Raw genomic sequence first — 26637 nt, forward strand, 5'->3', positions numbered from 1 at the left:
TCTCGCAGCACTTGCGCTGTGACACGCGTTCAAACCTACTCCCGTTGCCGCACATAACGTCCCGGCGCCGGCTCGATCACCGGATAGTCCGCCGAACCGGCCGCCGCGCGCGGCTTAACCTTTTTGCCGCCGTACTGGTCGAGCCACGTGGTCCATTCGGGCCACCAGCTGCCGGGCACTTCAGTTGCCGCGTCGAGCCATGCGTCGGCGCTTCCCGGCAGCGTCTTCGCATCGCCTTCCAGCATCCAGAAATTGCGCTTCTTCTTGGCCGGCGGATTGATCACGCCCGCGATGTGACCCGACGCGCCGAGCACGAATTTCAACGGCCCGGCGAGCAACGGCACCGACGCATACGCCGTTTGCCACGGCACGATATGGTCTTCGCGTGAACCGTAGATGAAGGTCGGCACGTCGATCTTCGACAGATCGACCGGCTCGCCGCAGGTGGTCAACGCACCCGGCTCGCGCAGACGATTCTCGAGATACGTGTTGCGCAGATACCAGACGTACATCGGACCCGGCAGGCTGGTCGAGTCGCTGTTCCAGTACAGCAGATCGAACGGCACCGGCGTGCGACCTTTGAGGTAGTTGTCGACGACGTAGTTCCACACCAGATCGTTCGGCCGCAAGAACGAGAACGTGTTGGCGAATTCGAGACCGCGCATCAGGCCCGGCTTCGCGCCGCCCTTGCCGCCGATGGTCTGCTCGCGCATCTGCACATGTTGCTCGTCGACGAACACGTCGAGCACGCCCGTGTCGGTGAAGTCGAGCATAGCGGTGAGCAAGGTCATGGACGCGGCCGGATGTTCGCCGCGCGCCGCGGCCACTGCCAGCGCGGTGGCGAGCATCGTGCCGCCCACGCAGAAACCGAGCGTGTTGATCTGCTCACGGCCGCTGATCTTGCTGACCGTCTCAATCGCGGTCAGCACGCCCTCGCCGATGTAGTCGTCCCACGTTTTATGCGCGATCGACTGATCCGCATTGCGCCACGAAATCAGGAACACCTGGTGCCCCGAATCGAGCCCGTGCGCGACCAGCGAATTCTCCGGCTGCAGATCGAGAATGTAGAACTTGTTGATGCAAGGCGGCACGATCAGCAAAGGCCGCTCGCGCACGGTGGCCGTGCGCGGCTTGTACTGGATCACCTGCATCAGCTCGTTTTCGAACACGACCGAGCCTTCGGTGTTCGCGAGGTTCTCGCCGACCACGAAACGCGATTCGTCGGTCTGCGAAATCTTGCCGCGCTGCAAGTCGCCGAGCAGGTTCATCACGCCCTGGCGCAAGCTCTCGCCCTTGCTGTCCAGCAAGGTTTTTTGCGCTTCCGGATTCAACGCGAAGAAGTTGCTCGGCGAGGCCGCGGCGGTCCACTGCTGGACCGCGAAACGGACCCGTTCGCGCACCTTCGGATCGGTGTCGAGCGCGTCGACCATTTCCTGCAGATAGCGTGCGTTCAACAGATACCAGGCGGCGGTAAACGCGTAGGCCGGCGCTGCGCTCCATGCGTCGGAACTGAAGCGGCGATCCTTGAGTTCGGGGGACTTGACGGCCGACGACGTGGCTTGCTGGATCAACTCCAGTGCCTCACGCGAATAATCGGCCTGCAGCTTTTGCAGCCGCTCAGAAGGAATCGCGGCGCTCGGAATATTCAACCCGGCGAAAGATGGCAGCGACGGCATGCCGCCCGCGGCCAGCTTGCTGAAGTCGGGCATGCCAGGGAACGACGGCATTGGCGGCAAACCGAATCCCGCCATGGGCGGCACGCCCATTTGCGGCATGTTCGCGATAGAGGGCATCTGCGGCATGGCGAACGGCAAGCCGTTGCCGCCCGGCGGCGTACCGACCGAACGCCACGCATTCATCCACAGGTCGAGTAATTGCTGCATGCCTGCGGCCGGCGTTGCACCGCTCGTACCGGCCTGCTGCGTCTGCTCCTTCGAGGAGTCCGTGCTGGGGGAAGCTGAGGAATGTGATGCTGCCATGCCTGCTTTTGACCGGTAAGTCCTTGCGGACGGGTTGAGAGGCAGGTTCGTGCGCAAGTGGGCGATTGCTCGCGACCTCGTCACGCCCTGTCCTGCACGAGGAGCCGTGAGGAACATTCTTGCTCCCCATCGCAAGGCATGTCAATGCTTGTTCCCGATTTTGCCGCAGTGCGATAGTTTTTTAATTATCGTTTTCCCTGTGTAGAAGATCGCGCTTTTGCGACATGAATGAACCGAAGTGCAAACAGGCGAAAAAAGCTCCCATAGAGCATGGGCTTATGTGTGTTTATCCGTTCGCGTGTGACGCTTTTTTGCGGCAGTTTTGCGCTAGCGCAGAGAATTCCGGCAGTGCAGCAAAATAGCGGACCGCGTCTCCGAATAAACCCTCATACGCAGGTCCGTAGGAATGGGCCGCGTGCTTCCCGACAGGCGTTCCGGCGAGCCCCAAACGCAGCACGCCCGCATGATCGCGCCGGTGAAACAAGGCGTGGTCATGCGGGCGTGAGCGGCTAGTTTTTTCTGTTGATCTAGTCGGCGATCTTATTGGCCTGATCGTCCAGCCAGATCAGCGCGGCCATACGGCCGGTCTCGCGATCGCGGCGATAGGAATAGAAACGATCGCGTTGCGTCACGGTGCAAAGATCACCGCCGACCACGCGCGTCACACCGAGCCGCTGCAAACGCAAACGCGCCAGCGCCGGCAGATCGGCGAAGTATTTACCCGGATTGTGCGGATGCTCGACGAACGCATTCGCCGTCGCCTCGCGTTGTGCGCCGTCCACGCCGTTCATGAAGGCGTCACGCACGTCTGCACCGACCTCGAATGCATCGGGCCCGATCGACGGGCCAAGATAAGCGTGCAATGCGCTCGTCTCGACACCCGCGAGTTCGGCGACGCGCTGCGCCGTCTGTTCGACGATGCCCGCCGCCAGGCCACGCCAACCTGCGTGCGCCGCGCCGACCGCGCGGCCTGCTTCGTCGCAGAACAGCACCGGCATGCAGTCGGCCACCATTACCACGCAAACGGTGCCGGGACGATCGGTGATGCTCGCATCGGCGCGCGTCGGCGCATCGCTCGCGTGACGCTGCGCCAGCACGTCTTCCGCTCGCACTATCCCCGCGCCGTGAATCTGCTCGAGCCACGCGGCCTCGCTCACGCCGGCGAGCGTCAGCAGCCGCGCGCGATTGATCGCGACCGCGGCCGGATCGTCGCCGGCTTTCATGCCCAGATTCAAACCGCCGGGCTGCTCCGCGCCGTCCTGCCAGCGGCCGAACGGCGGCAGACTCACGCCGCCGTTGCGCGTGGTGACCAGCGCGCGCACGCGCGGCGACACGTTCCACGCGGGCTGCACGAGATCGGCAAAGCTCAGTTCCGGCACACTCATGCGCGATCGTCCTTGTCGTGGGGACCGGCTTCGTCCTGATCGTCGTCGCCGTGGTCGTCGTCGCCGGGTTCGTCGCCGTGGTCGTCGTGGTCGTCGTCCGCGTCGTCGTGGTCGAGCGCACCGTCTTCGTCGGCATCGCCGTCGAGCGACGCGTCGTAGTCGTCGTCCTCGTAGTAGGTCTCGTCGAACTCGCCCGCGTCGTCGCGCCCGAGACCCAAGGCCACCGACAACGCCTCCATGTCCTCCGGCACATTGGCGCGCCAGTTCATCGTGCGGCCGGTTTTCGGATGCGTCAGCCCCAGCCGCCATGCATGCAGCGCCTGACGCGCGAAGCCGCCGGGCAGCGGCTTGACCGAGCGCTTGCCGCGCGCGTGCCCATACACCGGATCGCCCAGCAGCGGATGCCCGATATGCGCGCAATGCACCCGAATCTGATGGGTGCGGCCGGTTTCCAGATCGCAGGTAATCGCGGTCACCGGCTGGCGCTCCCAGATCGCCGTTTCGACGCGCCGGAAATGCGTGCGCGCCGGTTTGCCCGTCGCGCCCGTCACCACCGCCATGCGGGTGCGTTCACGCGGATCGCGGCCGATTGGCGCGTCGATCGTGCCGCTCTCGGGCATGTTGCCCCACACCAGCGCGAGATACCGGCGCTTCACCGTGTGTGCCTGCAACTGGCGCACCAGATCGGTTTGCGCCTCGAGCGTGCGCGCCACCACCATCAGCCCGGAGGTTTCCTTGTCGAGCCGGTGCACGATGCCCGCGCGCGGCAAGCCCGCCGCCGCGTCGCCGTAGCGGTACAGCAGGCCGTTCAGGAGCGTGCCGCTCCAGTTGCCGGCAGCCGGATGCACGACCATGCCGGCCGGCTTGTTGATGACCACCAGCGTATCGTCTTCATAGACGATCTCGAGCGGCACCGGCTCCGGCGTGAACGCGAGCTGTTCGGGCAGCAGATCCGGCACGAGTTCGATGGTCGCGCCGAGCGGCACCGGCTGGCGGATCTTCGCGGGCTTACCGTCGATCCGCACGCGCTCCGCCTCGATCCAGCTCTGCAGCCGGTTGCGCGAGAACTCGGGGAATACCCTCGCCAGCACCTTGTCGAGCCGGTCGCCGGCCATTTCGTCGGGCACGACGATGTAGCGCGGGGTCTCGTCCGTGACGCGGTTAGCCACCGTCGGCACAAGGCTTTGCGGGTCGACGGCGTCTAGCGCGTCGCTGCCGAGATCGTCGTCGAGGGAATCGACGCCCAACGCGTCGGACGGGTCAGCGCTTACGCTATAATCTTTGTTGCTATTCCCGGCACCGGTTGCGGTACCTGGAGTATTTGAGCGGGTCATTGAGTCTGGGTCACCTGGACGTAAAGCTAGACTGGAAAATGCGAGCCTTGAACACCATCACTAAAGCGGCGATCAATTTGGCGGCCATCAAGAAGGCGGCCCGTAAAGTGGCCGGATACATTGCGTGTGCCGCAGCCGTCGCCGTTGTTGCGGCTTGTCACGGCCTGCCGGAGAAGACCGACGAAACGGCAACGTGGAACAACAACAAATTATATACGGAGGCGAACGACGCCTTGAGCGGTGGTGATTTCGGCAAGTGCGCGAAGTACTTCGAAATGCTCGAGGGGCGTGACCCGTTCGGCCACTTCGCGCAGCAGGCGCAGATCAACGTGGCGTACTGCAACTGGAAAGATAACGAAAACGCCGCCGCCGACCAGGCGATCGACCGCTTCATCCAGCTGCACCCGGATCACCCGGACATCGCCTACGCGTACTACCTGAAGGGCATGATCCACTTCAACGACGACCTCGGTCTGTTCGGCCGCTTTTCCGGCCAGGACATGAGCGAGCGCGATCCGAAGTCGCTGCGCGAGTCGTATGACGCGTTCAAGATCGTGGTCGACAAGTACCCGAACAGCAAGTACGCACCGGACGCCGCGCAACGCATGCGCTATATCGTGAACGCGCTGGCGTCGCACGAAGTCCACGCGGCGGATTACTACTACCGCCGTGGCGCATATGTCGCCGCGATCAACCGCGCGCAACTGGCGCTGACGCAATACAAGAACGCGCCGGCTATTGAAGACGCACTGCACATCATGATGCTGTCGTACCAGAAGCTGAACCAGCCGCAACTGGCCGACGACACCAAGCGCGTGCTGGCCGGCACCTTCCCCGACAGCCCGTACATCACGGGTCATGCACGGCCGGGTAAGGAAAAGTCGTGGTGGCAGTTCTAAGCCGCACCACGGCACGCTGAAATTAAGCGTCAGCCTGGAATGAAAAAACGCCACGACCCAAGGTCGTGGCGTTTTTGTTTGTGCGGCTAGCTCGGCTTGTAGGACTTGCAGGCCTGACTGCCCACCGATCAGCGCGGGCCAGCGGCGGCCCGGCGACCGCAGCGCTCAGTCCCGTTCGAACAGCGCAATCGACTCCACATGCGACGTGTGCGGGAACATGTTCACCACGCCCGCGCCCACCAGCCGGTAGCCGGCATCGTGCACCAGCAGCCCCGCGTCGCGCGCGAGCGTTGCGGGCGCGCAGGAGACGTAGACGATGCGCTTCGGCAGCGGCCCATTGCCGCTCTGCGCAATCTCCACGAGCGCCCGGGCGACGGCCAGCGCGCCTTCGCGCGGCGGGTCGATCAGGAATTTGTCGAAGTGGCCGAGCGCGCGGAAGTCGTCGGCGGTGACTTCGAACAGGTTGCGGCACGCAAACGACGTATGTCCGGCCACACCGTTCAGCTCAGCATTCTCTAGCGCGCGCGAAGTCAGCGCCTCGCTGCCTTCGATCCCCACCACCTCCCGCGTAATCCGCGCGAGCGGCAGCGTGAAATTGCCGATCCCGCAGAACAGATCGAGCACCCGATCGGACCGCGCCGGCGCCAGCAACCGCAACGCGCGGCTGATCAGTACGCGGTTGATCGCGTGATTCACCTGGGTGAAATCGGTCGGTTTGAACGGCATGCGGATGCCGTATTCCGGCAGCGTGTAGTCGAGCTGCTGGTCGAGCGGATAGAACGGCGCGGCCGTTTCCGGGCCGCCCGGCTGCAGCCACCACTGCACCTTGTGCTGGTCGGCGAAATCGCGCAGCACCTGTTCGTCGGCCTCGGTAAGCGGCGCCAGGATGCGCAGCACCATGGCGGTGACCGACGAACCTACCGCCAGCTCGATCTGCGGCATACGCTCGTAAATCGATAGCTTGCGGATCATGAAGCGCAGCGGCATCAGCATGGCCGATATATGCGGCGGCAGCACCTCGCAGGTCTTCATGTCGGCGATATCGCTGCTTTTCTTCTCGTGAAAGCCGATCCGCATGCCGCCCTTTTCGGGCAGGAAACGCACCGCCAGACGGGCGCGATAGCGATAACCCCAAGCCGGGCCATGAATCGGCCGGAACACGGTTTCCGGACGCAGCTTCGCCAGATGCTGCAGATTGTCCTCGAGCACGCGTTGCTTGACGGCGACCTGCGCGCGGATGTCGAGATGCTGCATCGAACAGCCGCCGCAGGTATCGAAGTAGCGGCATTTAGGCTGCGTGCGGATCACGCTTTCGCGCAATACCTGCACGACCTCGGCTTGCTCGAATTTCGCCTTGCTGCGATGCGTCGAATAGCTGACGCGCTCGCCGGGCAATGCGCCTTCGACAAAAATCACCTTGCCGGGCGTGCCGTCTTCGGTCTCGACGCGGCCGACGCCGCGCGCTTCCATATCGAGCGAAACGATTTCAATGACCGGCTCGTTGCCGGTGACGACGAGTGCGGGCGCCGGCCGGGACGACTTCTGTCGCTTCGGCGAGCGACGATGGGGGGCAGTTCGGGACACCTGCGACTTCCTGACAAACTTGGGGGAAGGCGAGATTGTAGACGAAGCGCCCGCCTTGCCAGCGATTCGGGAAACGAAGCGCCAACGGCGAGCGGGCTAGCGGGCTATCGGCCTGCTACTGATCGAACGCCGCCAGGTACTCGGCCCATTGCGGCGCTGCTTCCTGCGCGAGCGCATTTTTCACCAGATTGATTTCGTCGGCATATTCTTCGGCGGAAAACGCGCCGCGAATCAGCTGGAACCGGCAATACAGCAGGTAAGTATTCACGACGTCGGTTTCGCAGTAATTGCGGATTTCTTCGATCCGCCCTTCCTGGTAGGCGTGCCACACCTGGCTACCGTCCATGCCCATCTTGCCGGGGAAGCCGCACATCTTGGCGAGCGCGTCGAGCGGCGCGTTGGCGCGCGCCTGGTACATGGCGAGCACGTCCATCAGATCCGTGTGACGCGCATGGTAGCGGCTGATGTAGTTGTTCCACTTGAACTCGCGGTCGTCCTCGCCGAGATCCCAGAAGCGGGGAGCGGGAATGCCGTTGACCAGCGCCCGGTAGTTCAGCACCGGCAGATCGAAGCCGCCGCCGTTCCACGACACGAGCTGCGGCGTGTACTTCTCGATCACGCGATAGAACGATTGCACCAGCGCGGCTTCACCGTCTTGCAGTGTGCCGAGCGAGCGCACGCGGAAGCCGTTGTTGTCGCGGAATACGCAGGAAATCGCCGCGACCCGTTGCAGGTGATGCGGCAGGAAATCGCCGCCGGTCTTTTCGCGGCGCGCGGCGAACGCGTGCTCGGCGACTTCGGCGTCGCTCAGTGTGGCGGGCAAATTGTCGAGGCGGCGAATGCCGGCGACATCGGGAATCGTCTCGATGTCGAATACAAGAATCGGTGTCATCAGTCTAGAGAACGGCGTCCTTGCGAACGCCATTAGAGGCGAAGAAGCGCTTCAAACGCACCAGCGCTTCCTGTTGGATCTGGCGCACACGCTCGCGCGTGAGGCCCATTTCGTCGGCCAGCTCTTCGAGCGTGGCGGGTTCGATGTGGTTGAGCCCGAAGCGGCGCTCGATCACATGACGATGTTTGTCCGACAGCCGCGCGAGCCACGCCCGCGTGAGCGTTTCCAGTTCGCGATGCTGGACTTCGGCGTCCGGCGACTGGCTTTGGTCGTCGGACAGCAAGTCGAGCAGGCTGCTGGCCGGATCGAGATCGAGCGGCGCGTCCAGCGACGCGGTGTGCTCGTTCAGCGCGAGGATGTCGGTGACTTCGTCGGTGGTCTTGCCGGTCAGATAGGCAATATCGTCGATGCTGGCGTCACGGCGCTCGGCCGCTTCGCCGGAGTTCATCGAATTCTTTTCCAGATGGCGCTTGGCGCGCAGCACCTGATTGAGCTCGCGAATCACGTGAACCGGCAAACGCACCGTGCGCGCCTGGTTCATGATCGCGCGCTCGATACTCTGGCGGATCCACCAGGTGGCGTAAGTCGAAAAGCGGAAGCCGCGCGTCGGATCGAATTTTTCGATCGCGTGCATCAGGCCGAGGTTGCCCTCTTCGATCAGATCGAGCAGCGGCACGCCGCGGTTCAGATAACCCTTGGCAATGCTGACCACGAGCCGCAAATTACGCTCGATCATGACCTGCCGCGCGTCGAACTCGCCGGCCTTCGCAAGACGCGAGTATTTCTGCTCTTCCTCGACGGTAAGCAGCGGCTTGACGCTAATGCGGTTCAGGTAGTGCTGAATGGTGTCGGCCGTCAGCTCGGCTTGCAACAGCGCGCGGAAATCGTCGGCGTCGGGTGCGGCTTCGGGCGTGCTTTCGCGGGCGTCGCCGCCCTCTTCCGCGCCGCTCTGACGCTCGTCGAGATCGCGCTCTTCGGCGATCTCTTCTTCCACTTCCGAAGCGCCGCTTTCCTCCACCGAAGCGGATACAGCTTGGCTGGTCTTTCCAGACTCGGCTTGCGGCGGGCGGCGCTTCGTTTTCGGCATGGTCGTTTCGCTTATTGCGGCGGCAAATACTTCAGTGGGTCGACAGGTTTACCCTGCCGGCGAACTTCGAAATGCAACATCACGCGGTCGGAATCGCTATTGCCCATCTCAGCGATTTTCTGCCCCTTCGTTACCGCGTCTCCCTCTTTTACCATCAAAGCGCGGTTGTGTGCATACGCCGTGAGATAAGTTGCATCATGCTTGATGATAATGAGATTGCCGTAACCACGCAGCCCATTTCCGGCATAAACCACGCGACCATCCGCCGAGGCTTTCACCGGGTCGCCGGCCGCGCCGCCGATATTGACGCCCTTGTTGGTCGAATCGTTGAAGGTGCCGAGGAGCGGCCCGCGCACCGGCCAGGCGAAGCTCACGTTGCCAGCCGCGGCGCCCGAATCGCTGGCGGCGCCCGGCGCCGGCGGCGTGAGCGATGCGTTGTTCGCGCCCGAGCCGTAGATCGGCGGTGCGGCAACCCCTGCTGCCGCGCCCACGGCCGGCGGCGTGCTGCCGAGCGGCGCGCTTTGCACGGCGCCGCCGTTGCCGATCGGCGCGGTCGACACGCCCGGCGTCAGCGCCGCGGTGTTCGCACCCGGCGGCACCACGCGCAGCAACTGATCCACTTCGATCTGATTCGGGTTGGTCAGATTGTTCCACGTCGAGATGTCGCGGTAGTTCTGGCCGTTCTCCAGCGCGATCCGATACAGCGTGTCGCCCGGCTTCACGCGATAGTAGCCGGGCGGCGGCGGGCCGAGCGGCACCGGCGGCTGCGCAGCCTGCGTGCCGAGCGCGCCGCTGCCGGAGCGGTCGATCACGGGCGCCTGGTCGAGCCTCGTCGCGCATGCCGTCATCAGCAGGGACAAGGCGAGCACGCACACGCTACGCTGGGTTACGGTCATCGGGACATTCAGGCTGGTTCTTTGCATGGCGCGCAACATACTCATCGGTGTTAAATCACTCCGGATTTTAAGGGTACAAAGAAAACGCGATCAAGCCGTGACTCGCGCCATTGCGCGGGCCCGGTCCGCTCAACCAGAGTCAGCACCTGATTCTGGCCTTCCTGCGAGCCGACCGGCGCAACCAGACGGCCGCCGATCGCGAGTTGTTCAAGTAATGCCGGCGGTACGTCGAGACCCGCCGCGGCGATCAGGATCGCGTCGAACGGCGCCGCCGCCGGCAAGCCCAGCCGCCCGTCGCCGTAATGCAGGCGAATGTTCGGAATGCGCAGCGGACGCAAGTTTGTCTTGGCGCGTTCGGACAGCGGCCTGATGCGTTCGATCGAGTAAACCTCGCGCGCCACCTGGCTCAGCACCGCCGCCTGGTAACCGCAACCCGTGCCGATCTCGAGCACCGTGTTCAACGCGCGGCCGGCCGCGGCCAGTTCGATCATTCGCGCGACGACCGACGGCTTGGAGATCGTCTGGTGATGACCGATCGGCAACGCCGCATCTTCGTAAGCCTGGGCCGCGAGGCCCGGGTCGACGAACATGTGACGCGGCACCACCGACATCGCATTCAACACACGCTGATCGGTCACGCCGTTCGCACGCAGGCGTTCGACCATGCGTTCGCGAACCCGTTCCGAAGTCAGTGCCAAGGCGCCGTTCAATGCGACGTTCGGCGCGGCGGTGCGCTCGCTCGCGCGGGGTTTCGCCGATGGCGCCGAGTGCGAAGCCGCGCGCGTGCTCAACCCCGGCATGGCGGGTTTGAGCGGCGCTTTGGCCGACGCCGCGGCTTGCGGCTTAGGCGCAATGACGAGCTGGGACGGCGCTTGCGACTTGGCCTGCACGGGAGACTGAACCTGCGCTCGGGCCTGCACCGCCGCTTGCGGCTTAGCTTGCGACTTCGCTTGCGCCTTGCCGCCAGCAGCAGCCGGCGACTTCTTGGCCGGCTGCTGCCGCGCATTCAGCGCCGCGCTCGCGGCCAACGCCGCCGCGCGTATTTCGCCCGGGCGCCCTTCGGGCCGGCGCGGTTCGCGCACCAGGTCCTCGAGGCCGAGCGGAAAACGCTTGGCGCGCTCGCTGGTCATGAAGCGCTGCTGCCGGCGCGCAGCCAGTCGCGCGCCGCGGGCAACATTTGCGTGTGGGTCAAATCGAGCTGCAGCGGCGTGATCGACACGTGGCCATTGGCGACGGCGTGGAAGTCCGTGCCTTCGCTCGCGTCGCGCGCGCTGCCCGCCGGGCCGATCCAGTAGATCGGTTCGCCGCGCGGATTGGTCTGGCGGATCACCGGCTGCGACGGATGCCGCTTGCCGAGACGCGTGATCTGCCAGCTTTTGAGTTGCTCGTAAGGCAGATTGGGGATATTCACGTTCAACAGCGGATGCCCGGCCAACGGCTGCTGGAGATAATGCGCGACGATCTCGGTGGCGACGCGCACCGCGTCGTCGAGATGCACCCAGTCCTTGTCGACCAGCGAGAACGCGATGGCCGGCACGCCGAACATGATGCCTTCCGTAGCGGCGGCGACGGTGCCTGAATACAGCGTGTCTTCGCCCATGTTCTGACCGTTGTTGATACCCGAGACCACGAGGTCGGGCGTATGGTCGAGCATGCCGGTCAGCGCAATATGCACCGAGTCGGTGGGCGTGCCGTTCACGTAGTAGAAACCGTTCGCCGAACGCAAGACCGAGAGCGGCCGCGACAGCGTCAGGGAATTCGACGCGCCGCTGCAATTCTGTTCGGGAGCCATCACGGTGACGTCTGCGATCGGCTTGAGCGCTTCGTAAAGCGCAGCAAGGCCTGGCGCCAGATAACCGTCGTCGTTGCTGAGTAGGATTCGCATGCGGCGATTGTAACCGAGGAAAGATGGCGCGCGGACGACAGGGCGGCCCGCGTTCGCCCCGTATGCACGACGCACACGCGAGGGTTATGGCGACCCGGCTTGAGTCGCATGATGACATGCGTATCGAGCGCGTCCCGCACACTCAACCGCGCGCGCCACGAGGATAAAAACGCACGGTCGTGCTGATTGTTTTACACTCGACACGCTTACCAAGCCTCGAAGAAAATCCCTCAGTAAGACCCTGATCGATATGGAGACACGATGCGCGCGATTCGCTGTAATCAATACGGCCCGCCGGAGAGCCTGGTCGTCGACAATCTGCCGGACCTCGAGCCGCCGCCTGGCCATGTGGTGATCGACGTCAAAGCCGCGGCGGTCAATTTCCCCGACGTGCTGATCATCGAGAACAAATACCAGTTCAAACCGCCGCTGCCCTTCACGCCCGGCTCGGAAGTCGCGGGCGTGGTGCGCGCGGTCGGCGCCGACGTGACCCAGTTCAAACCGGGTTCGCGCGTGGTCGCGTTCACCGGCCAGGGCGGCTTCGCGGAGCAGGCGCTGGCGCCGGCCGCCGCGTGCGTGCCGCTGGCGGACGGCGTCGACTTCGACGTCGCCGCGGCGTTCACGCTCGCGTATGGCACCTCGCATCACGCGGTGGTCGATCGTGGCGCCTTGCAGGCCGGCGAGACCATGCTGGTGCTCGGCGCGGCCGGCGGCGTCGGCCTCGCGGCGGTCGAGATCGGCAAGGCGCTCGGCGCGCGCGTGATCGCGGCGGCATCGAGCGACGAGAAGCTCGCCACCTGCGTGAAGCACGGCGCGGACGCGACGATCAACTACAGCACCGAAGACCTGCGCGAGCGCATCAAGGCGCTCACCGACGGCAAAGGTCCCGACGTGATCTACGACCCGGTCGGCGGCATCTACGCGGAGCCGGCGTTCCGCAGCATCGGCTGGCGCGGCCGCTATCTGGTGGTCGGCTTCGCCAATGGCGAGATTCCGAAGCTGCCGCTCAATCTGACGCTGCTCAAGGGCGCGAGTCTGGTCGGCGTTTTCTGGGGTGACTTTGCGAAGCGCGAGCCGCAGCGCAATCATGCGGCGTTCCAGCAGATGACCCAGTGGATCGGCGAAGGCAAGCTCAAGCCGTACGTGTCGGCGCGCTATGCGCTGGAAGACACCGGCCGCGCGTTGCGCGATATGGCCGAGCGGCGTGTGATCGGCAAGGTGGTGATTACGCCGTAGCCTTCGGGCTGTTGCTAAGCCGTGCTGCTTGAAGCGCAGCGAACCGTCGAACAGCGGCCTTACAAAACAGCCCTGAAAAACCCAAAAAAAACGGCGCGCGGTTTTCAAACCGCGCGCCGTTTCCTTTGAGCCTCGTTGTCGTTGCGCCTACAACTTTTCCGTCTCGCCCGATTTCGGTTGCCACTTCATCAAACGCCGCTCGCCGACGCCGACGATCGCATCGAGAATCAGCGCGAAGGCGGTCAACACCAGAATCCCGGCGAACACGGTGTTGATGTCGAAAGTGCCTTCGGCTTGCAGAATCAGATAGCCGACGCCGCGCGCCGAGCCCAGATACTCTCCCACCACCGAGCCGACGAACGCCAGCCCCACGGCCGTATGCAAGCTCGAAAACACCCAGCTCATCGCGCTCGGCAAATACACGAAGCGCAGCAACTGCTTGCGGTTCGCGCCGAGCATACGCGCGTTGGCGAGCACTACCGGACTGACTTCCTTCACGCCCTGGTAGACGTTGAAGAACACGATAAAGAACACCAGCGTGACGCCGAGCGCGACCTTCGACCAGATGCCCAGACCGAACCAGACGCCGAAGATCGGCGCGAGAATCACGCGCGGCATCGAGTTGGCGGCTTTGATGTACGGATCGAACAGCGCGCTCGCGAGCGGTGACAGCGCGAGCCACAGACCGACGCCGAGTCCGAGCGCAGTGCCGAGCGCGAACGCGAGCACGGTCTCGACCAGCGTGATCCACAGGTGCAGATAGATCTCGCCGCCCGTGAACCACTCCCAGATGCGCTGCAGCACCTTCTGCGGTTCGCCGAAGAAGAACGCGGCCTTGTTGGGATCGTCGAAATAGAACGGCGGCAGCAGCGTCGGACTGGTCAGCACGTACCAGAGCACGAAGCACAGCACCAGCAGCAGCCATTGCCAGATCACCAGATTCGCCCGGTTCGGGCGCAACGTCTTCCACATGACTCGGTTTGCCTTCGACGATGGATTGGTCCACGTTCTTCACACGCACAGGCCGCGCTGGTTCATCCCGGCGCAACGCAGGCACGGGCCGCGCCTAGACGGCGGTCAGTTGCTGCTGATACCCCTTCAGCACCTCATCGCGCAGCACGCTCCAGATCTGCGCATGCAACTCGACGAAACGCGGATGCGCACGGATTTCGGCGACGTCGCGCGGACGCGGCAGATCGATCGTGAATTCGCCGATCGGATGCGTGCCCGGCCCCGCCGACAACACCACCACGCGGTCCGACATCGCGATGGCTTCGTCGAGATCGTGGGTGATAAACAGTACGGCTTTGCGTTTTGCCGCCCACAGGTCGAGCAATTCGTTTTCCATCAACTGACGCGTCTGGATATCCAGCGCGGAAAACGGCTCGTCCATCAGGATGATGTCGGGATCGAGAATCAGCGTCTGCGCCATCGCGACGCGCTTGCGCATGCCGCCCGACAACTGATGCGGATAGCGGTCGCCGAAACCGCCGAGGCCGACGCGCTTCAACCACTCGTCGGCCTTGGCGCGGGCTTCGAGCGGCGGCACGCCGTGAAACGCGAGGCCGGCCATCACGTTATCGATCGCCGAGCGCCACGGCATCAGCGCGTCCGCCTGAAACATGTAGCCGGCGCGCCGGTTGATGCCCTTGAGCGGCTCGCCGAATACGCTGACCGTCCCCGACGACGGCCCCAGCAGTCCCGCGCCGACGTTCAGCAGCGTGGACTTGCCGCAACCGGTCGGCCCGACCACCGAGACGAACTCGCCCGGCGCGATGCGTAGCGTGGTGTCCTTCACGGCCGTGTAGCGCTGCGCGCGGTTGTCGCGCGCAGCGAACGTGCAGGTGATGTTGTCGAGCGCCAGGGCGGCAACGGTCATCGTTCAGCTCGCTTGTTCGGAGTTCGGTTGGGGCTTGAGAAGTGGTCCTGGCGGTGCGGCGTCGTCATGGCGTGACGGCGCAGCATCGCGACAGCGCGGCCGGTTGCGAAACGCGCAACAGCGGCGCACGTCGCCACCTTCGACCTCGTAAGCGTCGCGGCGCTTACGCCTTGACGGTCGCCAGCGCTTTTTTCACGAAGTCGTTGGTCCACGTCTTCGACAGATCGATCGGCTTGCCCTGCACCGCCGGGTCGAACGCCTGCAAGGTCTTCAACGAGGTCGCGGGACCGTCGACGGGCATCAGGCCGTCGGGCGACATGGCTTCCTTCACGTGCTGCCAGGCGTCCAGATAGACCGCGCGGTCGCCGAGCAGATAGCCTTCCGGCACCGTGTTGATCAGCTCGCTGCCGGTCGCCGTTTGCAGCCACTTGAGCGCGCGCACCATCGCATTGGTCAGCGCCTGCGTGGTGTTCGGATTCTTCGCGATGAAACTCTGCGACGCGTACAGGCAACCCGCGGGCATGTCGCCGCCGAACACGTTGCGCGTATCGGCCAGCGTGCGCGTGTCCGACACGACGCGAATCTCGCCGGTGCGTTCGAGCTTGGTCATCACCGGATCGAGATTGGCGATCGCGTCGATCTGCCCCGACTGCAACGCGGCGATCGCGCCGGCGCCCGCGCCCACGCCGATAAACGCCACGTCTTTCGCGCTCAATCCGGCCTTCGCCAACACGAAGCTCGCCATGATCGAGGTCGACGAACCCGGCGCGGTCACGCCGATTTTCTTGCCCTTCAGATCGGCGATGGATTTGTAGTTCGGCAGCGTCTTCTTCGACACCGCGAGCACGATTTGCGGCGCGCGACCTTGCAGCACGAACTCGCGGAACATCTGCTTCTGCGCCTGCAACAGCAAGGTGTGTTCGAACGCGCCGGACACCACGTCCGCGCTGCCGCCCACGGCCGCCTTCAAGGCTTGCGAACCACCCGCGAAATCGGAGATTTCGACGTCGAGCCCTTCGTCCTTGAAGTAATTGCGACGTTCCGCAATGGTGAGCGGCAGGTAATAGAACAGGTTCTTACCGCCGACCGCGATCGCGACTTTGGACGTTTCAGGTTTGCCCTGCGCGAAGGCAAGCGGCGAGACGCCGAGCGAGACGCCCGCAAGCGCGACGGTGCCGGCGAGGAAGGATCTGCGTTGCATGGTCTTTTGTCTCCAAACTTTTTTTTGTTGTCCGGTTTTTTCTTTTTACCGCGACGCGCGCTCAACTCAATCGCATTCAGACAATCTGTTGCGCGTGCAACCTTGCAATGTCGTCAGCATCATAACCTAGCGATTGCAGGACTTCATCGGTATGTTCACCCAGTTCCGGACCCAACCAGCGCGTTTCGCCGGGGGTGGCCGAGAGCTTCGGCGTGACCGCCGGCAGCGTGATTTCCTTGCCGTCCTGCCACTTGAAGCGCTGGATCATCTGACGCGCCATGAACTGCGGATCGGTGAACATATCCGCGACGCTATAAATGCGGCCGACCGGCACGTCGGCGGCATTCAGTACCGCAAGCGCTTCGTCGATGGTGCGCGTGGCGAGCCAGGTGGCGATCGCGGCGTCGATTTCCAACGTACGCGGCACGCGCCCGTCGTTATGCGCGAGGCCGGGATCGTTCGCGAGATCGTCGCGCTCGATCGCCACCATCAGACGCTTGAAGATCGGATCGCTATTGCCGCCGATCACGATGCTGCCGTCGCGGCACGGATACGTGTTCGACGGCACGATGCCGGGCAGCGACGCGCCGGTGCGCTCGCGCACCATGCCGTACACGCCGTATTCGGGCACCACGCTTTCCATCATGTTGAAGACAGCCTCGTACAACGCGACGTCGACCACCTGCCCTTTGCCGCCGTTCACCTGCCTGTGGTGCAGCGCCATCAGCGCGCCGATCACGCCGTGCAGCGCGGCGATCGAATCGCCGATCGAAATGCCGATGCGCGGCGGCGGCAAATCCGGATAGCCGGTGATATGGCGCAGGCCGCCCATCGACTCGGCGATCGCACCGAAACCGGGCCGGTCGCGATACGGTCCGGTCTGTCCGTACCCGGACAGACGCACCATCACGAGGCCGGGATTTTCCGCGGACAGCACGTCATAGCCGAGCCCGAGTTTCTCGAGCAATCCCGGCCGGAAATTTTCGACGACGATGTCCGCTTCTTTCGCGAGACGTCGCACGATTTCCTTGCCCTCTTCGGCCTTCAGATTGATCGTGATGGATTTCTTGTTGCGCGCCTGCACGGCCCACCATAGCGACGTACCGCCGACTTCCGGATAGAGCTTGCGCCATTTGCGCAGCGGGTCGCCGCCTTTGGGGTCTTCGATCTTGATGACCTCGGCGCCGAACTCGCCGAGAAAGCGCGCGGCGAACGGGCCGGCGATCAGCGTGCCGAGTTCCAGCACCTTGACGCCCGCGAGCGGGCCTGTGGGGCTTTGGGTTTGGGTGGCCTGCGCGCCGGGAATGTCTTCAGGCGCGGCGTTCGCGTGGGATTCGGGAGTGGCGCTCATGGGTCTCCTTGGTTCTAGGCTGGGCTACGCGGCGTGCACCGCGACGACCGGGCGCGCTGGCGGCGCACGCGTTCGCGACGAAAGCTTTTGCGATGCCGCCGCGCGCGATGCAGCGATGCAGCGGTGACGCGCGTTACATCGAGCGACGGTCGAGCATCGCGCGGGCGATCGTGCCGGCGTCGACGTATTCCAGCTCGCCGCCCACCGGCACGCCACGCGCCAGACGCGTGACGGCGAGGCCGCGCGCCTTGAACGTTTGCCCGAGGTAGTGCGCGGTGGCTTCGCCTTCGTTGGTGAAATTGGTGGCCAGCACGACTTCCTTGACGACGCCGTCCGACGCGCGCCGGACCAGCCGGTCGAAATGAATTTCCTTGGGACCGACGCCGTCGAGCGGACTGAGTCGTCCCATCAGCACGAAATAGAGGCCGCGATAGGTCATGGTCTGCTCGAGCATGATCTGGTCGGCCGGCGTTTCGACGACGCACAGCAGCGAAGGATCGCGCTCCTCGTCGAGACAGGTCTCGCAGATCTGCGCCTCGGTGAAGGTGTTGCACTTCTCGCAGTGCTGCAGATGCTCGGTCGCGAACAGCAGCGAGCGGCCGAGTTTTTCGGCACCGCCGCGGTCGTGCTGCATCAGGTGATAGGCCATGCGTTGCGCCGACTTCGGCCCGACACCGGGCAGCGCGCGCAGCGCTTCGACGAGCGCCGACAAGGCGGAAGGTTGTTTCATGCGGATCGGCGTCGAAGTGGAATGGCCCGGGTGGGCGGATCACGATGCGGTTGAGGCGATCGGTTTCTACCATCGCGGCCTGGGTTCGCATTCGAGGCGCGCACGATGCGAACCTCCAGCGAACCGCAGCCGGTTTGTGTCCAACCGGAACAGGCGCGCCGCGGATGCTGCACTGCCAGCATGCGCGGTTCGCGCGTTCCGTTCGCGCCGTGGCTGCGACAGCCGCGGCGCCGACTCCGCCTTGCGGCGGTGTCGTTCAGAACGGCAGTTTGAAGCCCGGCGGCAGCGGCAGGCCCGAGGTCATGCCACCCATTTTTTCCTGGGCGGTGGCTTCGGCCTTGCGCACGGCGTCGTTGAACGCAGCGGCGACGAGGTCTTCCAGCATGTCCTTGTCGTCGGCGAGCAGGCTCGGGTCGATCGAGACGCGGCGCACGTCGTTCTTGCAGGTCATCGTCACCTTCACGAGACCGGCGCCCGACTGCCCTTCGACTTCAATCAGAGCGAGTTGCTCCTGCATTTTCTTCATGTTTTCCTGCATCTGCTGGGCTTGCTTCATCAGCCCGGCGAGTTGACCTTTCATCATGGACATGCTCCTTCTAGATAGCGTGAAATTCGGAAATCGGGCGCGTAATGCACGTTAGGCAAGTTAGGGCCTACCGGCCTACCGGCTTACCGCGCGGCGAATCAGTGGACCGACGGCGCGCCGGCTGAGCCGGCGTCCGGTGTAATCGGGCGGATCGAGCCGGGCACGATGCTCGCGCCGAACTCGCGGATCAGCGACTGCACGAACGGATCGGCGCCGATCTCGCGCTCCGCTTCCTGCTGGCGCTGCGCGCGCGTCGCGGCGTCGTGCGCGGCGGCCGTGCGGCGGGCCGCACCGACTTCGACCAGCACCTCGACGTTGCGGCCGAGCTTGTCGGCGAGCGCGCTTTTCAGTTTCGCGACCTGCGAGGCTTCCGCGTACTGCGGCACCGGCACGTTCAGTTTGAGCGTGTTGCCTTCGAGCGCCATCAGTTCGCTGTTGAACGCGAGCTGATAGGAAATACCCTTGAGCGGGAGGTCGACGGCCAGCGCCGGCCAGTCGCCGTTGAAACCCAATGGGTCGAGCGGCACGGCGGCCGGCAGTGGGCGCTTGTCGATCGCCGGCGCAGGCGACGGCGCGGGGGAGGCGTTCATGCGCACGTCGTCCGGACCGCTATCGAAGACCGGCATGTAGCTGTCGTCCGGCGCGCCGTAGTAGCCGTCGTCCGAGGCCGACAACGGCATGTAGTCGTCGGGCGGCATGTCGTCCCACGGAGGCACCGGCGAGCCGTTCTGCTCGGTGCCGTTGCGTTGGGCGCCATCGCGTTGCGCGGGCGACGCTGCGCGCGGTGCGGCGGCCGGCGGGGCGTCTTGCTGCGGCGCGCGACGTGGCGCGCCCGGCGTCGGCACCGGGACGACGACGCGAGGTGCGGCAGGTTTCGGCGTGGGCGCGGCGGCGGCCGCTGCTGTGGCGCGGCCACGATCCGATGAAACTTTCAAACCGGCACTGCGCAGGACGTCGAGCGCGGCGCTTGCTCCACCGGCGCGACGCGGCGGGATGCCGGCGGCGGGCGACGGTTCCTGCGACGCGACGGCGGACGCGGCCTCTTCCGCGCGTGCGAACGCAGCGGTTGCAGGTGCGGTTGGTGACGACGCGGGTTGTTGGTCTTCGAGGCGGCTGGATGCGGCGGAAGCTGGTGCTGCGATTGGGGCGCTGATGTTGTCCGATGCCGGTGGGACTTCCGTCGCAGCCGGGGCGTGAAGGCCGGGCGCGGCAGCTTCGGACGCAATCGGGGCGTTCAGGTTAGACGCTGCGAGCACTTCTGAAGCAGCCGCGGCGTCGACGTTAGGCGCTGCGGAGATATCTGAAGCAGCCGTGCCGTCGATGTCATTAACCGCTGAGACTTCTGACTCGGCCTTAGTACTCACGCCAGATGCTGCTGAAACATCGACTGCGGTCGCGGCGCTCACACTCGACGCCACAGGCGTTTCGCTCGCAGCGGATTCAACGGGGGCGTCGTCCCACGGAGCCAGGGGAGTTGCCTCGATAGCACCCGTGGATACCACCTCAGTTGTCGAGGTCGCCGACGCGGCCGTCGTTCCGGGCGCGACACGCGGCGCCGACGGCGACAGCGACGGCGACGCGACGGCCGCAGTCGATACAGCCGCAGCCCCAGCCGAAGAACCCATCGCCCCCTGCTGCGCAGCCACCGCCGGCGCACCGGCGCGCCTTGCACCACCGGCACCCGTTGCCCCCGGCGCGCGGCTCGCACCCACCGCGCCGCCACCGCCGCCCGTAGGCGCCGGTTCGAACGCCAGCATGCGCAGCAACGTCATCGTGAAACCGGCGTATTCATCGGGCGCGAGGCCCAATTCACTCCGGCCGATCGTTGCGATCTGATAGAACAATTGCACGTGCTCGGCGCTGAGCGCGCCTGCGAAACGACGCAGATCGGCCGCCTCCGGCCACTCGTCCAGCACCGACGACGGCGCGAACTGCGCCCACGCGATTCGATGCAGCAAGCTCGCCAGATCCTGCAATGCCGTCGAGAACGACAGGCTGCGCAGCGCCATCTCGTCGGCAACCGCGAGCAACGCCGCGCCGTCGCCGTCGGCGAGCGCGTCGAGCAGGCGAATCAGATAGCTCTGATCGAGCGCGCCGAGCATGCCGCGCACCGCTTCTTCATTGACCTGATTGGCCGAGTACGCGATCGCCTGATCGGTCAGCGACAGCGCGTCGCGCATCGAGCCGTCGGCGGCGCGCGCGAGCAGGCGCAGCGCCTGCGCGTCGAACGGCACCTTTTCTTCGCCGAGAATGTGCTCGAGATGCGACACGATATGGCCGGCCGGCATCTGCTTCAGATTGAACTGCAGACAGCGCGACAACACCGTGACCGGAATCTTCTGCGGGTCCGTGGTGGCGAGAATGAACTTGACGTGCGCGGGCGGTTCTTCCAGCGTCTTCAACATCGCGTTGAAGGCGTGGTTGGTGAGCATGTGCACTTCGTCGATCATGTAGACCTTGAAGCGCGCGTCGACCGGCGCATAAACCGCGCGCTCCAGCAGTGCCGCCATTTCGTCGACACCGCGATTACTCGCCGCGTCCATCTCGACATAATCGATGAAACGCCCTTCGTCGATCTCGCGGCACGCGCGGCACACGCCGCACGGCGTGGAGGTCACGCCGGTTTCGCAATTCAGCGCCTTGGCGAAGATGCGCGACAGCGTGGTTTTGCCGACACCGCGCGTACCGGTAAACAGATAGGCATGGTGCAGACGGCCGCCGTCGAGCGCGTGCGTGAGCGCGCGCACCACGTGCTCCTGTCCGACGAGCGAAGCGAAATCCTTCGGCCGCCATTTGCGTGCGAGAACTTGATAGGTCATCCGGAAATTGTATCAGTAACGATGCCGCGCAAAACCGATTCGAGACGGCGCGCGAACGCGTGTGACCGCTTCATTGAAACGGGCTAACGGACCGATAGAAAAAATTGGCGGGGACGAGCGGAAAACGCGATCGCGGCCTCACGACATGCATGAGAATTGCGGCATTGCGCATGACTCAGGGTAAAACAGGAGATGGGGGGTGAAGCGAAGAAAACCGACGACAGAAACAGAAAAAAGCAAGGTGACGAGCCTAACCCTCGGCACTGGTGGAAAACGGCTGTGGCTGCTTCGTTCCCGACCTGACCAGATTGACCATCCCTCCATGCGAGGAGGCCCGTCACGAAACATTCTATCACCGCTTGGGCCGTCGCGCGACTGTTAATACGATCAAAGTGACATCGATGCGCCGAATCGCAACCTTCGCACGTTATCGACAACGCAAGGGCAACGCAACGCGCTGCGCGCAATCGCGCGTGCCGCGCACTTGTGTTTGCTGCGCCTGCCACCAGATAGGCTGCGTGGCGGTCAGCAAAACGTCGCGGCGATTCATCGGCAGGTGTCGGCCCCACTGCCCCTGATGAGTACTATCGCCCCCGGCAACGCATAGCGAATTAAGCTAAACTGCCGTACGGATGACCCGCAAGCGCGCGCCTTCCGCGCATGTCAGCATAAGTCGACGACTTTTCAGGCGTGTGTCGGTTGGGCTCCGATTGCGGCAAAGCGAACGGAAGTTTCCCTAGATTTTGACGTATCGTGGCGAGCAATTCAGGCGGGCCTCGAACCGATAGAGGTATTCATACAATGAGCGAAAACATCAAGCATATTAGCGACGCATCGTTCGAACAGGACGTCGTGAAATCCGATAAACCCGTGCTGCTCGATTTCTGGGCTGAATGGTGCGGTCCGTGCAAGATGATCGCGCCGATCCTCGACGAAGTCGCGAAGGATTATGCCGATCGCCTGCAAATCGCCAAGATCAACGTCGACGAACATCAATCGACGCCGGTCAAGTTCGGCGTGCGCGGTATCCCCACGCTGATCCTCTTCAAGAACGGCGCAGTCGCCGCGCAGAAAGTCGGCGCACTGTCGAAGTCGCAACTCACCGCGTTCCTCGACGGCAACCTGTAAAGCAATGCGCGTCGGCGCGCATGCGGACCCCTCGCGGTCCGCATGCGCGCTGAGTTGAGCATGTTGTCAGTCGGCAACATGCTCAACAAGAAAGATGCCATGCCGTCGCACTGACGGAAATTGGCGTGTGCTATGCTAGAATCCGCAAAACGTCGAAAAGACGTGTAAGTCCTTGAGCGGTTCCGCTCACTCTCCTCCCAGATTCCATTTCGTCGCACCTTCTCCTGCGGGTTCTCCGTATGCATTTATCCGAGCTTAAGACTCAGCACGTGTCCGAATTGATCGAGATGGCCAATGGCCTCGAGATCGAAAGTGCAAACCGCCTGCGCAAGCAGGAGCTGATGTTCGCCATTCTAAAAAAACGCGCCAAAACGGGCGACACGATCTTCGGCGACGGCACGCTCGAAGTGCTGCCGGACGGCTTCGGCTTCCTGCGTTCGCCGGAAACCTCGTACCTCGCCAGCACGGACGACATTTACATCAGCCCGTCGCAAATCCGCCGCTTCAACCTGCATACGGGTGACACGATCGAAGGTGAAGTGCGTACGCCGAAAGACGGCGAACGCTATTTCGCGCTGGTGAAGGTGGACAAGGTCAACGGCCAGCCGCCGGAAGCCTCGAAGCACAAGATCATGTTCGAAAATCTGACGCCGCTGCACCCGAACAAGGTGCTGCTGCTCGAACGTGAAATGCGTGGCGAAGAAAACGTCACGGGCCGCATCATCGACATGATCGCGCCGATCGGCAAGGGCCAGCGCGGCCTGCTGGTGGCCTCGCCGAAGTCCGGCAAGACCGTGATGCTTCAGCACATCGCGCATGCGATCAAGCAGAACCATCCCGACGTTGTGCTGTTCGTGCTGCTGATCGACGAACGCCCTGAAGAAGTGACCGAAATGCAGCGTTCGGTGGCCGGCGAAGTGATCGCCTCCACGTTCGACGAACCCGCTGCACGTCACGTGCAAGTCGCCGAAATGGTGATCGAAAAAGCCAAGCGCCTCGTCGAAATGAAGAACGACGTGGTGATTCTGCTCGACTCGATCACGCGTCTCGCGCGCGCCTACAACACGGTCGTGCCGGCCTCCGGCAAGGTGCTGACGGGTGGTGTCGACGCCAACGCGCTGCAACGTCCGAAGCGCTTCTTCGGCGCCGCGCGCAATATCGAGGAAGGCGGCTCGCTGACCATCATCGGCACTGCGCTGATCGAAACCGGCAGCCGCATGGACGACGTGATCTACGAAGAGTTCAAGGGCACCGGCAACATGGAAGTGCACCTGGAACGCCGTCTCGCTGAAAAGCGCGTCTACCCGTCGATCAACCTGAACAAGTCCGGCACGCGCCGCGAAGAGCTGCTGATCAAGCCCGAAGTGCTGCAAAAGATCTGGGTGCTGCGCAAGTTCATTCACGACATGGACGAAGTCGAGTCCATGGAATTCCTGCTCGACAAGATTCGCCAGACGAAGAGCAACTCCGAATTCTTCGACATGATGCGTCGCGGCGGCGGCAGCTAAGCAAGGCTTCACGCCGACCCGACTGCACCGGTTTCGCAAGCCCGTCACACGCAAAAGAAAGCCGCTCGCCGCAAACGAGCGGCTTTTTTTCGTCCGTGCAGCGGGGTTTTAGACCCTTGGATTTCGTTTGCTGAATGTCGGCCGACGACCAAACATGTACGTGAACGTACACGTTGAAGTACAATGCGACGGTTACCTGCGATAGCTGCACCACCACTTATGCCAACGGACTCCCCCACTCTGCTCACGGTGCGCGACGCCGCCGAACGCCTCGGCGTCACACCGCGCACCTTGAAGTACTACGAGGAACGCGGCCTCGTCTCGCCCACGCGCAGCGAGGGTCGCTACCGGCTTTACGACGAGGAAGATCTCAAGCGCTTCGGGCGCATTCTGCGATTGCGCTCGCTCGGTTTTTCGCTGCACAGCGTTACTGAAATGCTCAAACGGCCGCTGGAACCCGTCGACGGCGGCCTGCGCTATTCGACCGAATCGCTGCAGCAGATTCACGACGCCATCGCGCAACAGGTCGAAGCGCTCGACGCCCGTATCGAATCGATGCGCCGGGAACTCAAGGAAGCGCAAAAGCTGCGTGCCGAACTGAGTCCCGACGTCGACTATCTGAAGCGGCGCCTCGCGGGTGAAAATGCGGAGGCGTTGCTGGCGCAACGGCGCAACGCGCGGGCCAAATCGAAATGACCGCGGCATCCCCCCGCGCGCCGCTATTCAGCGTCGACAAACTGCGCGGCGATTTTTTCCCCTGGGCGCTGGCCGTCGTCACCGGCCTCGACTACTTCGACAATTCGATTTTTTCGTTTTTCACGAGCTATATCGCGGGCGGCATCAACGCATCGCCCGACGAACTCGTGTGGGCCTCGAGCGCGTATGCGGTCGCCGCCGTGCTCGGCATCCTGCAGCAGCAATGGTGGGTCGAGCGCGTCGGCTACCGGCGTTATGTCGCCGGTTGCATGCTGCTCTACGCGGCCGGCGCGGTGGCCGCGGCACTGTGCGAATCGTCGATCGAACTCGCATTCGCGCGCGGCTTTCAAGGCTACTTTATCGGCCCGATGATGGGCACCTGCCGCATTCTGATCCAGATGAGCTTCACGCCGCAGCAGCGGCCCGCCGCCACCCGCGCGTTTCTCGTGCTGATCGTGTTGAGTAGCGCACTCGCGCCGCTGATCGGCGGTCAACTGGTTGCCCATTTCGACTGGCGCGCGCTCTTTCTATGTACGGCGCCGGTCGGCGTTCTGTTCGCCGTACTGGCGTTGCTTGCGCTGCCCGACGCCGGCAACCGTCTGCCCGAAGAGCGCGGTTCGGCGCATTTCTGGCCGTATCTGATCTTCGCGTTCGCACAAGGCGCGCTGCAAATCGTCATGCAGCAGGTGCGCTTCCAGTTGTTCAGCGCATCGCCCGGCCTGATTCTGCTGACGGTCGCCGGCATTACCGCGCTCGGCTGGTTCGCGTATCAGCAATGGCATCATCCATCGCCGCTCATGCGCCTGCATGCGCTGCGCGAGAAGGTCTTTCAGGTCGGACTCGTGCTGTACATGTTCTATTACTACATCTCGACCGTGTTCAGCTATCTGATCTCGCGCTTTCTCGAGAGCGGCCTGGGTTATCCGGTCGAAAACACCGGACGACTGGTGGGCGTCACGTCGCTGATATCGGCGAGCGCGCTGTTCGTCTATCTGCGCTATGCCAAGCTTCTGCCGCGCAAGAAGTGGATCATCGTACCGGGCTTCGCGGTGGCCGCGTTCGCGGCGGCGTGGATGACCCGCATGTCGCCCGGCGTCGGCGAGGCGGCGCTGATCGTGCCGTTGCTGTTGCGCGGCTTGCTGTTGCTGTTCATCGTGCTGCCGGTCGCCAATCTGACCTTCAGAATCTTCGCGATCGAAGAATTCACGCACGGCTACCGGCTGAAAAATATCGTGCGACAACTGACTATCTCGTTCGCGACGGCTTCGGTCATCATCGTCGAACAGCATCGCCAGGCGCTGCATCAAACTCGCCTCGCGGAGTTCGTGAATCCGTACAATCCGTTATTCCAGAACTCGCTTGCCGCCTTGACTCAAAGTTTCGCCGCCGGCGGCCGCTCGCCGTCCGAGGCGCATTCGCTGGCAATTGTGGAAATCAGCCGGACGGTCGCGACCCAAGCCAGCTTTCTGGCCTCGCTGGACGGCTTCACCTTCCTCGTCGGCATTGCGATATGCGGCGGCATCTTTGCCGCGTGGCAAAAACAGATCGACTAAAGGTTGCAT

Annotated in this window: 22 protein-coding genes and 1 other RNA gene; 6 read left to right on the plus strand and 17 right to left on the minus strand. The window is 63.8% G+C overall.

Annotated features, from left to right (window positions below):
* Positions 1 to 35 precede the first annotated feature (35 nt).
* The 3 genes from phaC to GGD40_RS03705 all read right to left on the minus strand — a co-directional run bounded on the left by phaC (position 36) and on the right by GGD40_RS03705 (position 4698).
* Positions 36 to 1883, minus strand: a complete 1848-nt coding sequence (phaC, locus tag GGD40_RS03695; protein ID WP_179744869.1) for a class I poly(R)-hydroxyalkanoic acid synthase — start codon at positions 1881 to 1883, stop codon at positions 36 to 38.
* Between the two features lie 623 nt (positions 1884 to 2506).
* A complete protein-coding gene (pgeF, locus tag GGD40_RS03700; protein ID WP_179742816.1) occupies positions 2507 to 3364 on the minus strand; it encodes a peptidoglycan editing factor PgeF in 858 nt (285 codons plus the stop codon).
* Positions 3361 to 4698, minus strand: a complete 1338-nt coding sequence (locus tag GGD40_RS03705; protein ID WP_179742817.1) for an RluA family pseudouridine synthase — start codon at positions 4696 to 4698, stop codon at positions 3361 to 3363. The genes pgeF and GGD40_RS03705 overlap by 4 nt, the downstream gene beginning before the upstream one ends.
* A gap of 38 nt (positions 4699 to 4736) precedes the next feature.
* Here GGD40_RS03705 and GGD40_RS03710 point away from each other — a divergent pair, with 38 nt between their 5' ends.
* The gene (locus GGD40_RS03710; protein ID WP_179705028.1) at positions 4737 to 5597 is read left to right on the plus strand and encodes an outer membrane protein assembly factor BamD; all 861 of its coding nucleotides are present in this window, start codon (positions 4737 to 4739) and stop codon (positions 5595 to 5597) included.
* A 165-nt stretch (positions 5598 to 5762) separates the two neighbouring features.
* Here the strand turns inward: GGD40_RS03710 and rlmD are convergent, their stop codons facing one another.
* The 6 genes from rlmD to surE form a co-directional block, all read right to left on the minus strand.
* On the minus strand, positions 5763 to 7181 hold the full coding sequence (rlmD, locus tag GGD40_RS03715; protein WP_179705030.1) for a 23S rRNA (uracil(1939)-C(5))-methyltransferase RlmD: 1419 nt from the start codon (positions 7179 to 7181) through the stop codon (positions 5763 to 5765).
* A 115-nt stretch (positions 7182 to 7296) separates the two neighbouring features.
* Positions 7297 to 8073: a 3'-5' exonuclease gene (locus tag GGD40_RS03720; RefSeq protein WP_035550433.1), complete on the minus strand. Its 777-nt coding sequence runs from the start codon at positions 8071 to 8073 to the stop codon at positions 7297 to 7299.
* 4 nt (positions 8074 to 8077) lie between these two features.
* Positions 8078 to 9160: an RNA polymerase sigma factor RpoS gene (rpoS, locus tag GGD40_RS03725; protein ID WP_179742818.1), complete on the minus strand. Its 1083-nt coding sequence runs from the start codon at positions 9158 to 9160 to the stop codon at positions 8078 to 8080.
* Positions 9161 to 9171: 11 nt separating this feature from the next.
* Complete coding sequence (locus GGD40_RS03730; protein WP_035550437.1) at positions 9172 to 10101, minus strand: peptidoglycan DD-metalloendopeptidase family protein; 930 nt, start codon at positions 10099 to 10101, stop codon at positions 9172 to 9174.
* A gap of 5 nt (positions 10102 to 10106) precedes the next feature.
* Positions 10107 to 11186, minus strand: coding sequence for a protein-L-isoaspartate(D-aspartate) O-methyltransferase (locus GGD40_RS03735; RefSeq protein ID WP_179742819.1), 1080 nt, complete (start codon positions 11184 to 11186; stop codon positions 10107 to 10109).
* Positions 11183 to 11941, minus strand: coding sequence for a 5'/3'-nucleotidase SurE (gene surE, locus GGD40_RS03740; protein ID WP_179705036.1), 759 nt, complete (start codon positions 11939 to 11941; stop codon positions 11183 to 11185). The genes GGD40_RS03735 and surE overlap by 4 nt, the downstream gene beginning before the upstream one ends.
* Positions 11942 to 12202: 261 nt before the next feature.
* Here surE and GGD40_RS03745 point away from each other — a divergent pair, with 261 nt between their 5' ends.
* The gene (locus GGD40_RS03745; protein WP_179705039.1) at positions 12203 to 13177 is read left to right on the plus strand and encodes an NADPH:quinone oxidoreductase family protein; all 975 of its coding nucleotides are present in this window, start codon (positions 12203 to 12205) and stop codon (positions 13175 to 13177) included.
* Positions 13178 to 13324: 147 nt separating this feature from the next.
* On the opposite strand, the gene GGD40_RS03750 is transcribed toward GGD40_RS03745, so the two are convergent.
* From GGD40_RS03750 to ffs, 8 genes are all read right to left on the minus strand, one after another.
* Positions 13325 to 14149, minus strand: coding sequence for an ABC transporter permease (locus tag GGD40_RS03750; RefSeq protein WP_179705041.1), 825 nt, complete (start codon positions 14147 to 14149; stop codon positions 13325 to 13327).
* A gap of 94 nt (positions 14150 to 14243) precedes the next feature.
* Positions 14244 to 15056, minus strand: a complete 813-nt coding sequence (locus GGD40_RS03755) for an ABC transporter ATP-binding protein (protein ID WP_179742820.1) — start codon at positions 15054 to 15056, stop codon at positions 14244 to 14246.
* Between the two features lie 163 nt (positions 15057 to 15219).
* Positions 15220 to 16257, minus strand: coding sequence for an ABC transporter substrate-binding protein (locus GGD40_RS03760; RefSeq protein WP_179742821.1), 1038 nt, complete (start codon positions 16255 to 16257; stop codon positions 15220 to 15222).
* Positions 16258 to 16333: 76 nt separating this feature from the next.
* Positions 16334 to 17608 carry a CaiB/BaiF CoA transferase family protein gene (locus GGD40_RS03765; RefSeq protein ID WP_179742822.1) on the minus strand — a complete coding sequence of 425 codons (1275 nt, stop codon included), beginning with the start codon at positions 17606 to 17608 and terminating at the stop codon, positions 16334 to 16336.
* A gap of 133 nt (positions 17609 to 17741) precedes the next feature.
* On the minus strand, positions 17742 to 18338 hold the full coding sequence (gene recR / locus GGD40_RS03770; protein WP_179705047.1) for a recombination mediator RecR: 597 nt from the start codon (positions 18336 to 18338) through the stop codon (positions 17742 to 17744).
* A 256-nt stretch (positions 18339 to 18594) separates the two neighbouring features.
* The gene (locus GGD40_RS03775) at positions 18595 to 18921 is read right to left on the minus strand and encodes a YbaB/EbfC family nucleoid-associated protein (protein WP_007182071.1); all 327 of its coding nucleotides are present in this window, start codon (positions 18919 to 18921) and stop codon (positions 18595 to 18597) included.
* A gap of 101 nt (positions 18922 to 19022) precedes the next feature.
* Entirely contained in the window at positions 19023 to 21743 is a 2721-nt protein-coding gene (gene dnaX, locus GGD40_RS03780) for a DNA polymerase III subunit gamma/tau (RefSeq protein WP_179742823.1), read from the minus strand.
* Between the two features lie 240 nt (positions 21744 to 21983).
* An RNA gene (gene ffs / locus GGD40_RS03785) (signal recognition particle sRNA small type) lies at positions 21984 to 22082 on the minus strand.
* 462 nt (positions 22083 to 22544) lie between these two features.
* Between ffs and trxA the strand changes: the two genes are divergently transcribed.
* From trxA to GGD40_RS03805, 4 genes are all read left to right on the plus strand, one after another.
* Positions 22545 to 22871: a thioredoxin TrxA gene (trxA, locus tag GGD40_RS03790; RefSeq protein WP_035550463.1), complete on the plus strand. Its 327-nt coding sequence runs from the start codon at positions 22545 to 22547 to the stop codon at positions 22869 to 22871.
* Between the two features lie 239 nt (positions 22872 to 23110).
* Positions 23111 to 24379 carry a transcription termination factor Rho gene (rho, locus tag GGD40_RS03795; protein WP_144143367.1) on the plus strand — a complete coding sequence of 423 codons (1269 nt, stop codon included), beginning with the start codon at positions 23111 to 23113 and terminating at the stop codon, positions 24377 to 24379.
* A gap of 219 nt (positions 24380 to 24598) precedes the next feature.
* Positions 24599 to 25075 carry a MerR family transcriptional regulator gene (locus GGD40_RS03800; RefSeq protein ID WP_176058089.1) on the plus strand — a complete coding sequence of 159 codons (477 nt, stop codon included), beginning with the start codon at positions 24599 to 24601 and terminating at the stop codon, positions 25073 to 25075.
* Entirely contained in the window at positions 25072 to 26628 is a 1557-nt protein-coding gene (locus GGD40_RS03805; RefSeq protein ID WP_179742824.1) for an MFS transporter, read from the plus strand. Before GGD40_RS03800 ends, GGD40_RS03805 begins: the two co-directional genes overlap by 4 nt.
* Positions 26629 to 26637: the final 9 nt, after the last annotated feature.

Origin of the sequence: Paraburkholderia bryophila, assembly GCF_013409255.1 — a bacterium.
In the GTDB taxonomy this organism is placed as follows: Bacteria; Pseudomonadota; Gammaproteobacteria; order Burkholderiales; family Burkholderiaceae; genus Paraburkholderia.

Excerpts from the sequence above, each read along its gene's own strand:
- dnaX (WP_179742823.1), bottom strand. The coding sequence starts at position 21,743 with ATGACCTATCAAGTTCTCGCACGCAAATGGCGGCCGAAGGATTTCGCT.
- GGD40_RS03745 (WP_179705039.1), top strand. The coding sequence starts at position 12,203 with ATGCGCGCGATTCGCTGTAATCAATACGGCCCGCCGGAGAGCCTGGTC.
- GGD40_RS03755 (WP_179742820.1), bottom strand. The coding sequence starts at position 15,056 with ATGACCGTTGCCGCCCTGGCGCTCGACAACATCACCTGCACGTTCGCT.
- phaC (WP_179744869.1), bottom strand. The coding sequence starts at position 1,883 with ATGCAGCAATTACTCGACCTGTGGATGAATGCGTGGCGTTCGGTCGGT.
- GGD40_RS03750 (WP_179705041.1), bottom strand. The coding sequence starts at position 14,149 with ATGTGGAAGACGTTGCGCCCGAACCGGGCGAATCTGGTGATCTGGCAA.
- surE (WP_179705036.1), bottom strand. The coding sequence starts at position 11,941 with ATGCGAATCCTACTCAGCAACGACGACGGTTATCTGGCGCCAGGCCTT.
- pgeF (WP_179742816.1), bottom strand. The coding sequence starts at position 3,364 with ATGAGTGTGCCGGAACTGAGCTTTGCCGATCTCGTGCAGCCCGCGTGG.
- GGD40_RS03800 (WP_176058089.1), top strand. The coding sequence starts at position 24,599 with ATGCCAACGGACTCCCCCACTCTGCTCACGGTGCGCGACGCCGCCGAA.
- GGD40_RS03760 (WP_179742821.1), bottom strand. The coding sequence starts at position 16,257 with ATGCAACGCAGATCCTTCCTCGCCGGCACCGTCGCGCTTGCGGGCGTC.
- GGD40_RS03805 (WP_179742824.1), top strand. The coding sequence starts at position 25,072 with ATGACCGCGGCATCCCCCCGCGCGCCGCTATTCAGCGTCGACAAACTG.
- GGD40_RS03710 (WP_179705028.1), top strand. The coding sequence starts at position 4,737 with ATGCGAGCCTTGAACACCATCACTAAAGCGGCGATCAATTTGGCGGCC.
- GGD40_RS03705 (WP_179742817.1), bottom strand. The coding sequence starts at position 4,698 with ATGACCCGCTCAAATACTCCAGGTACCGCAACCGGTGCCGGGAATAGC.
- GGD40_RS03735 (WP_179742819.1), bottom strand. The coding sequence starts at position 11,186 with ATGACCAGCGAGCGCGCCAAGCGTTTTCCGCTCGGCCTCGAGGACCTG.
- GGD40_RS03775 (WP_007182071.1), bottom strand. The coding sequence starts at position 18,921 with ATGATGAAAGGTCAACTCGCCGGGCTGATGAAGCAAGCCCAGCAGATG.
- GGD40_RS03720 (WP_035550433.1), bottom strand. The coding sequence starts at position 8,073 with ATGACACCGATTCTTGTATTCGACATCGAGACGATTCCCGATGTCGCC.
- recR (WP_179705047.1), bottom strand. The coding sequence starts at position 18,338 with ATGAAACAACCTTCCGCCTTGTCGGCGCTCGTCGAAGCGCTGCGCGCG.
- rpoS (WP_179742818.1), bottom strand. The coding sequence starts at position 9,160 with ATGCCGAAAACGAAGCGCCGCCCGCCGCAAGCCGAGTCTGGAAAGACC.
- trxA (WP_035550463.1), top strand. The coding sequence starts at position 22,545 with ATGAGCGAAAACATCAAGCATATTAGCGACGCATCGTTCGAACAGGAC.
- GGD40_RS03730 (WP_035550437.1), bottom strand. The coding sequence starts at position 10,101 with ATGAGTATGTTGCGCGCCATGCAAAGAACCAGCCTGAATGTCCCGATG.
- GGD40_RS03765 (WP_179742822.1), bottom strand. The coding sequence starts at position 17,608 with ATGAGCGCCACTCCCGAATCCCACGCGAACGCCGCGCCTGAAGACATT.
- rho (WP_144143367.1), top strand. The coding sequence starts at position 23,111 with ATGCATTTATCCGAGCTTAAGACTCAGCACGTGTCCGAATTGATCGAG.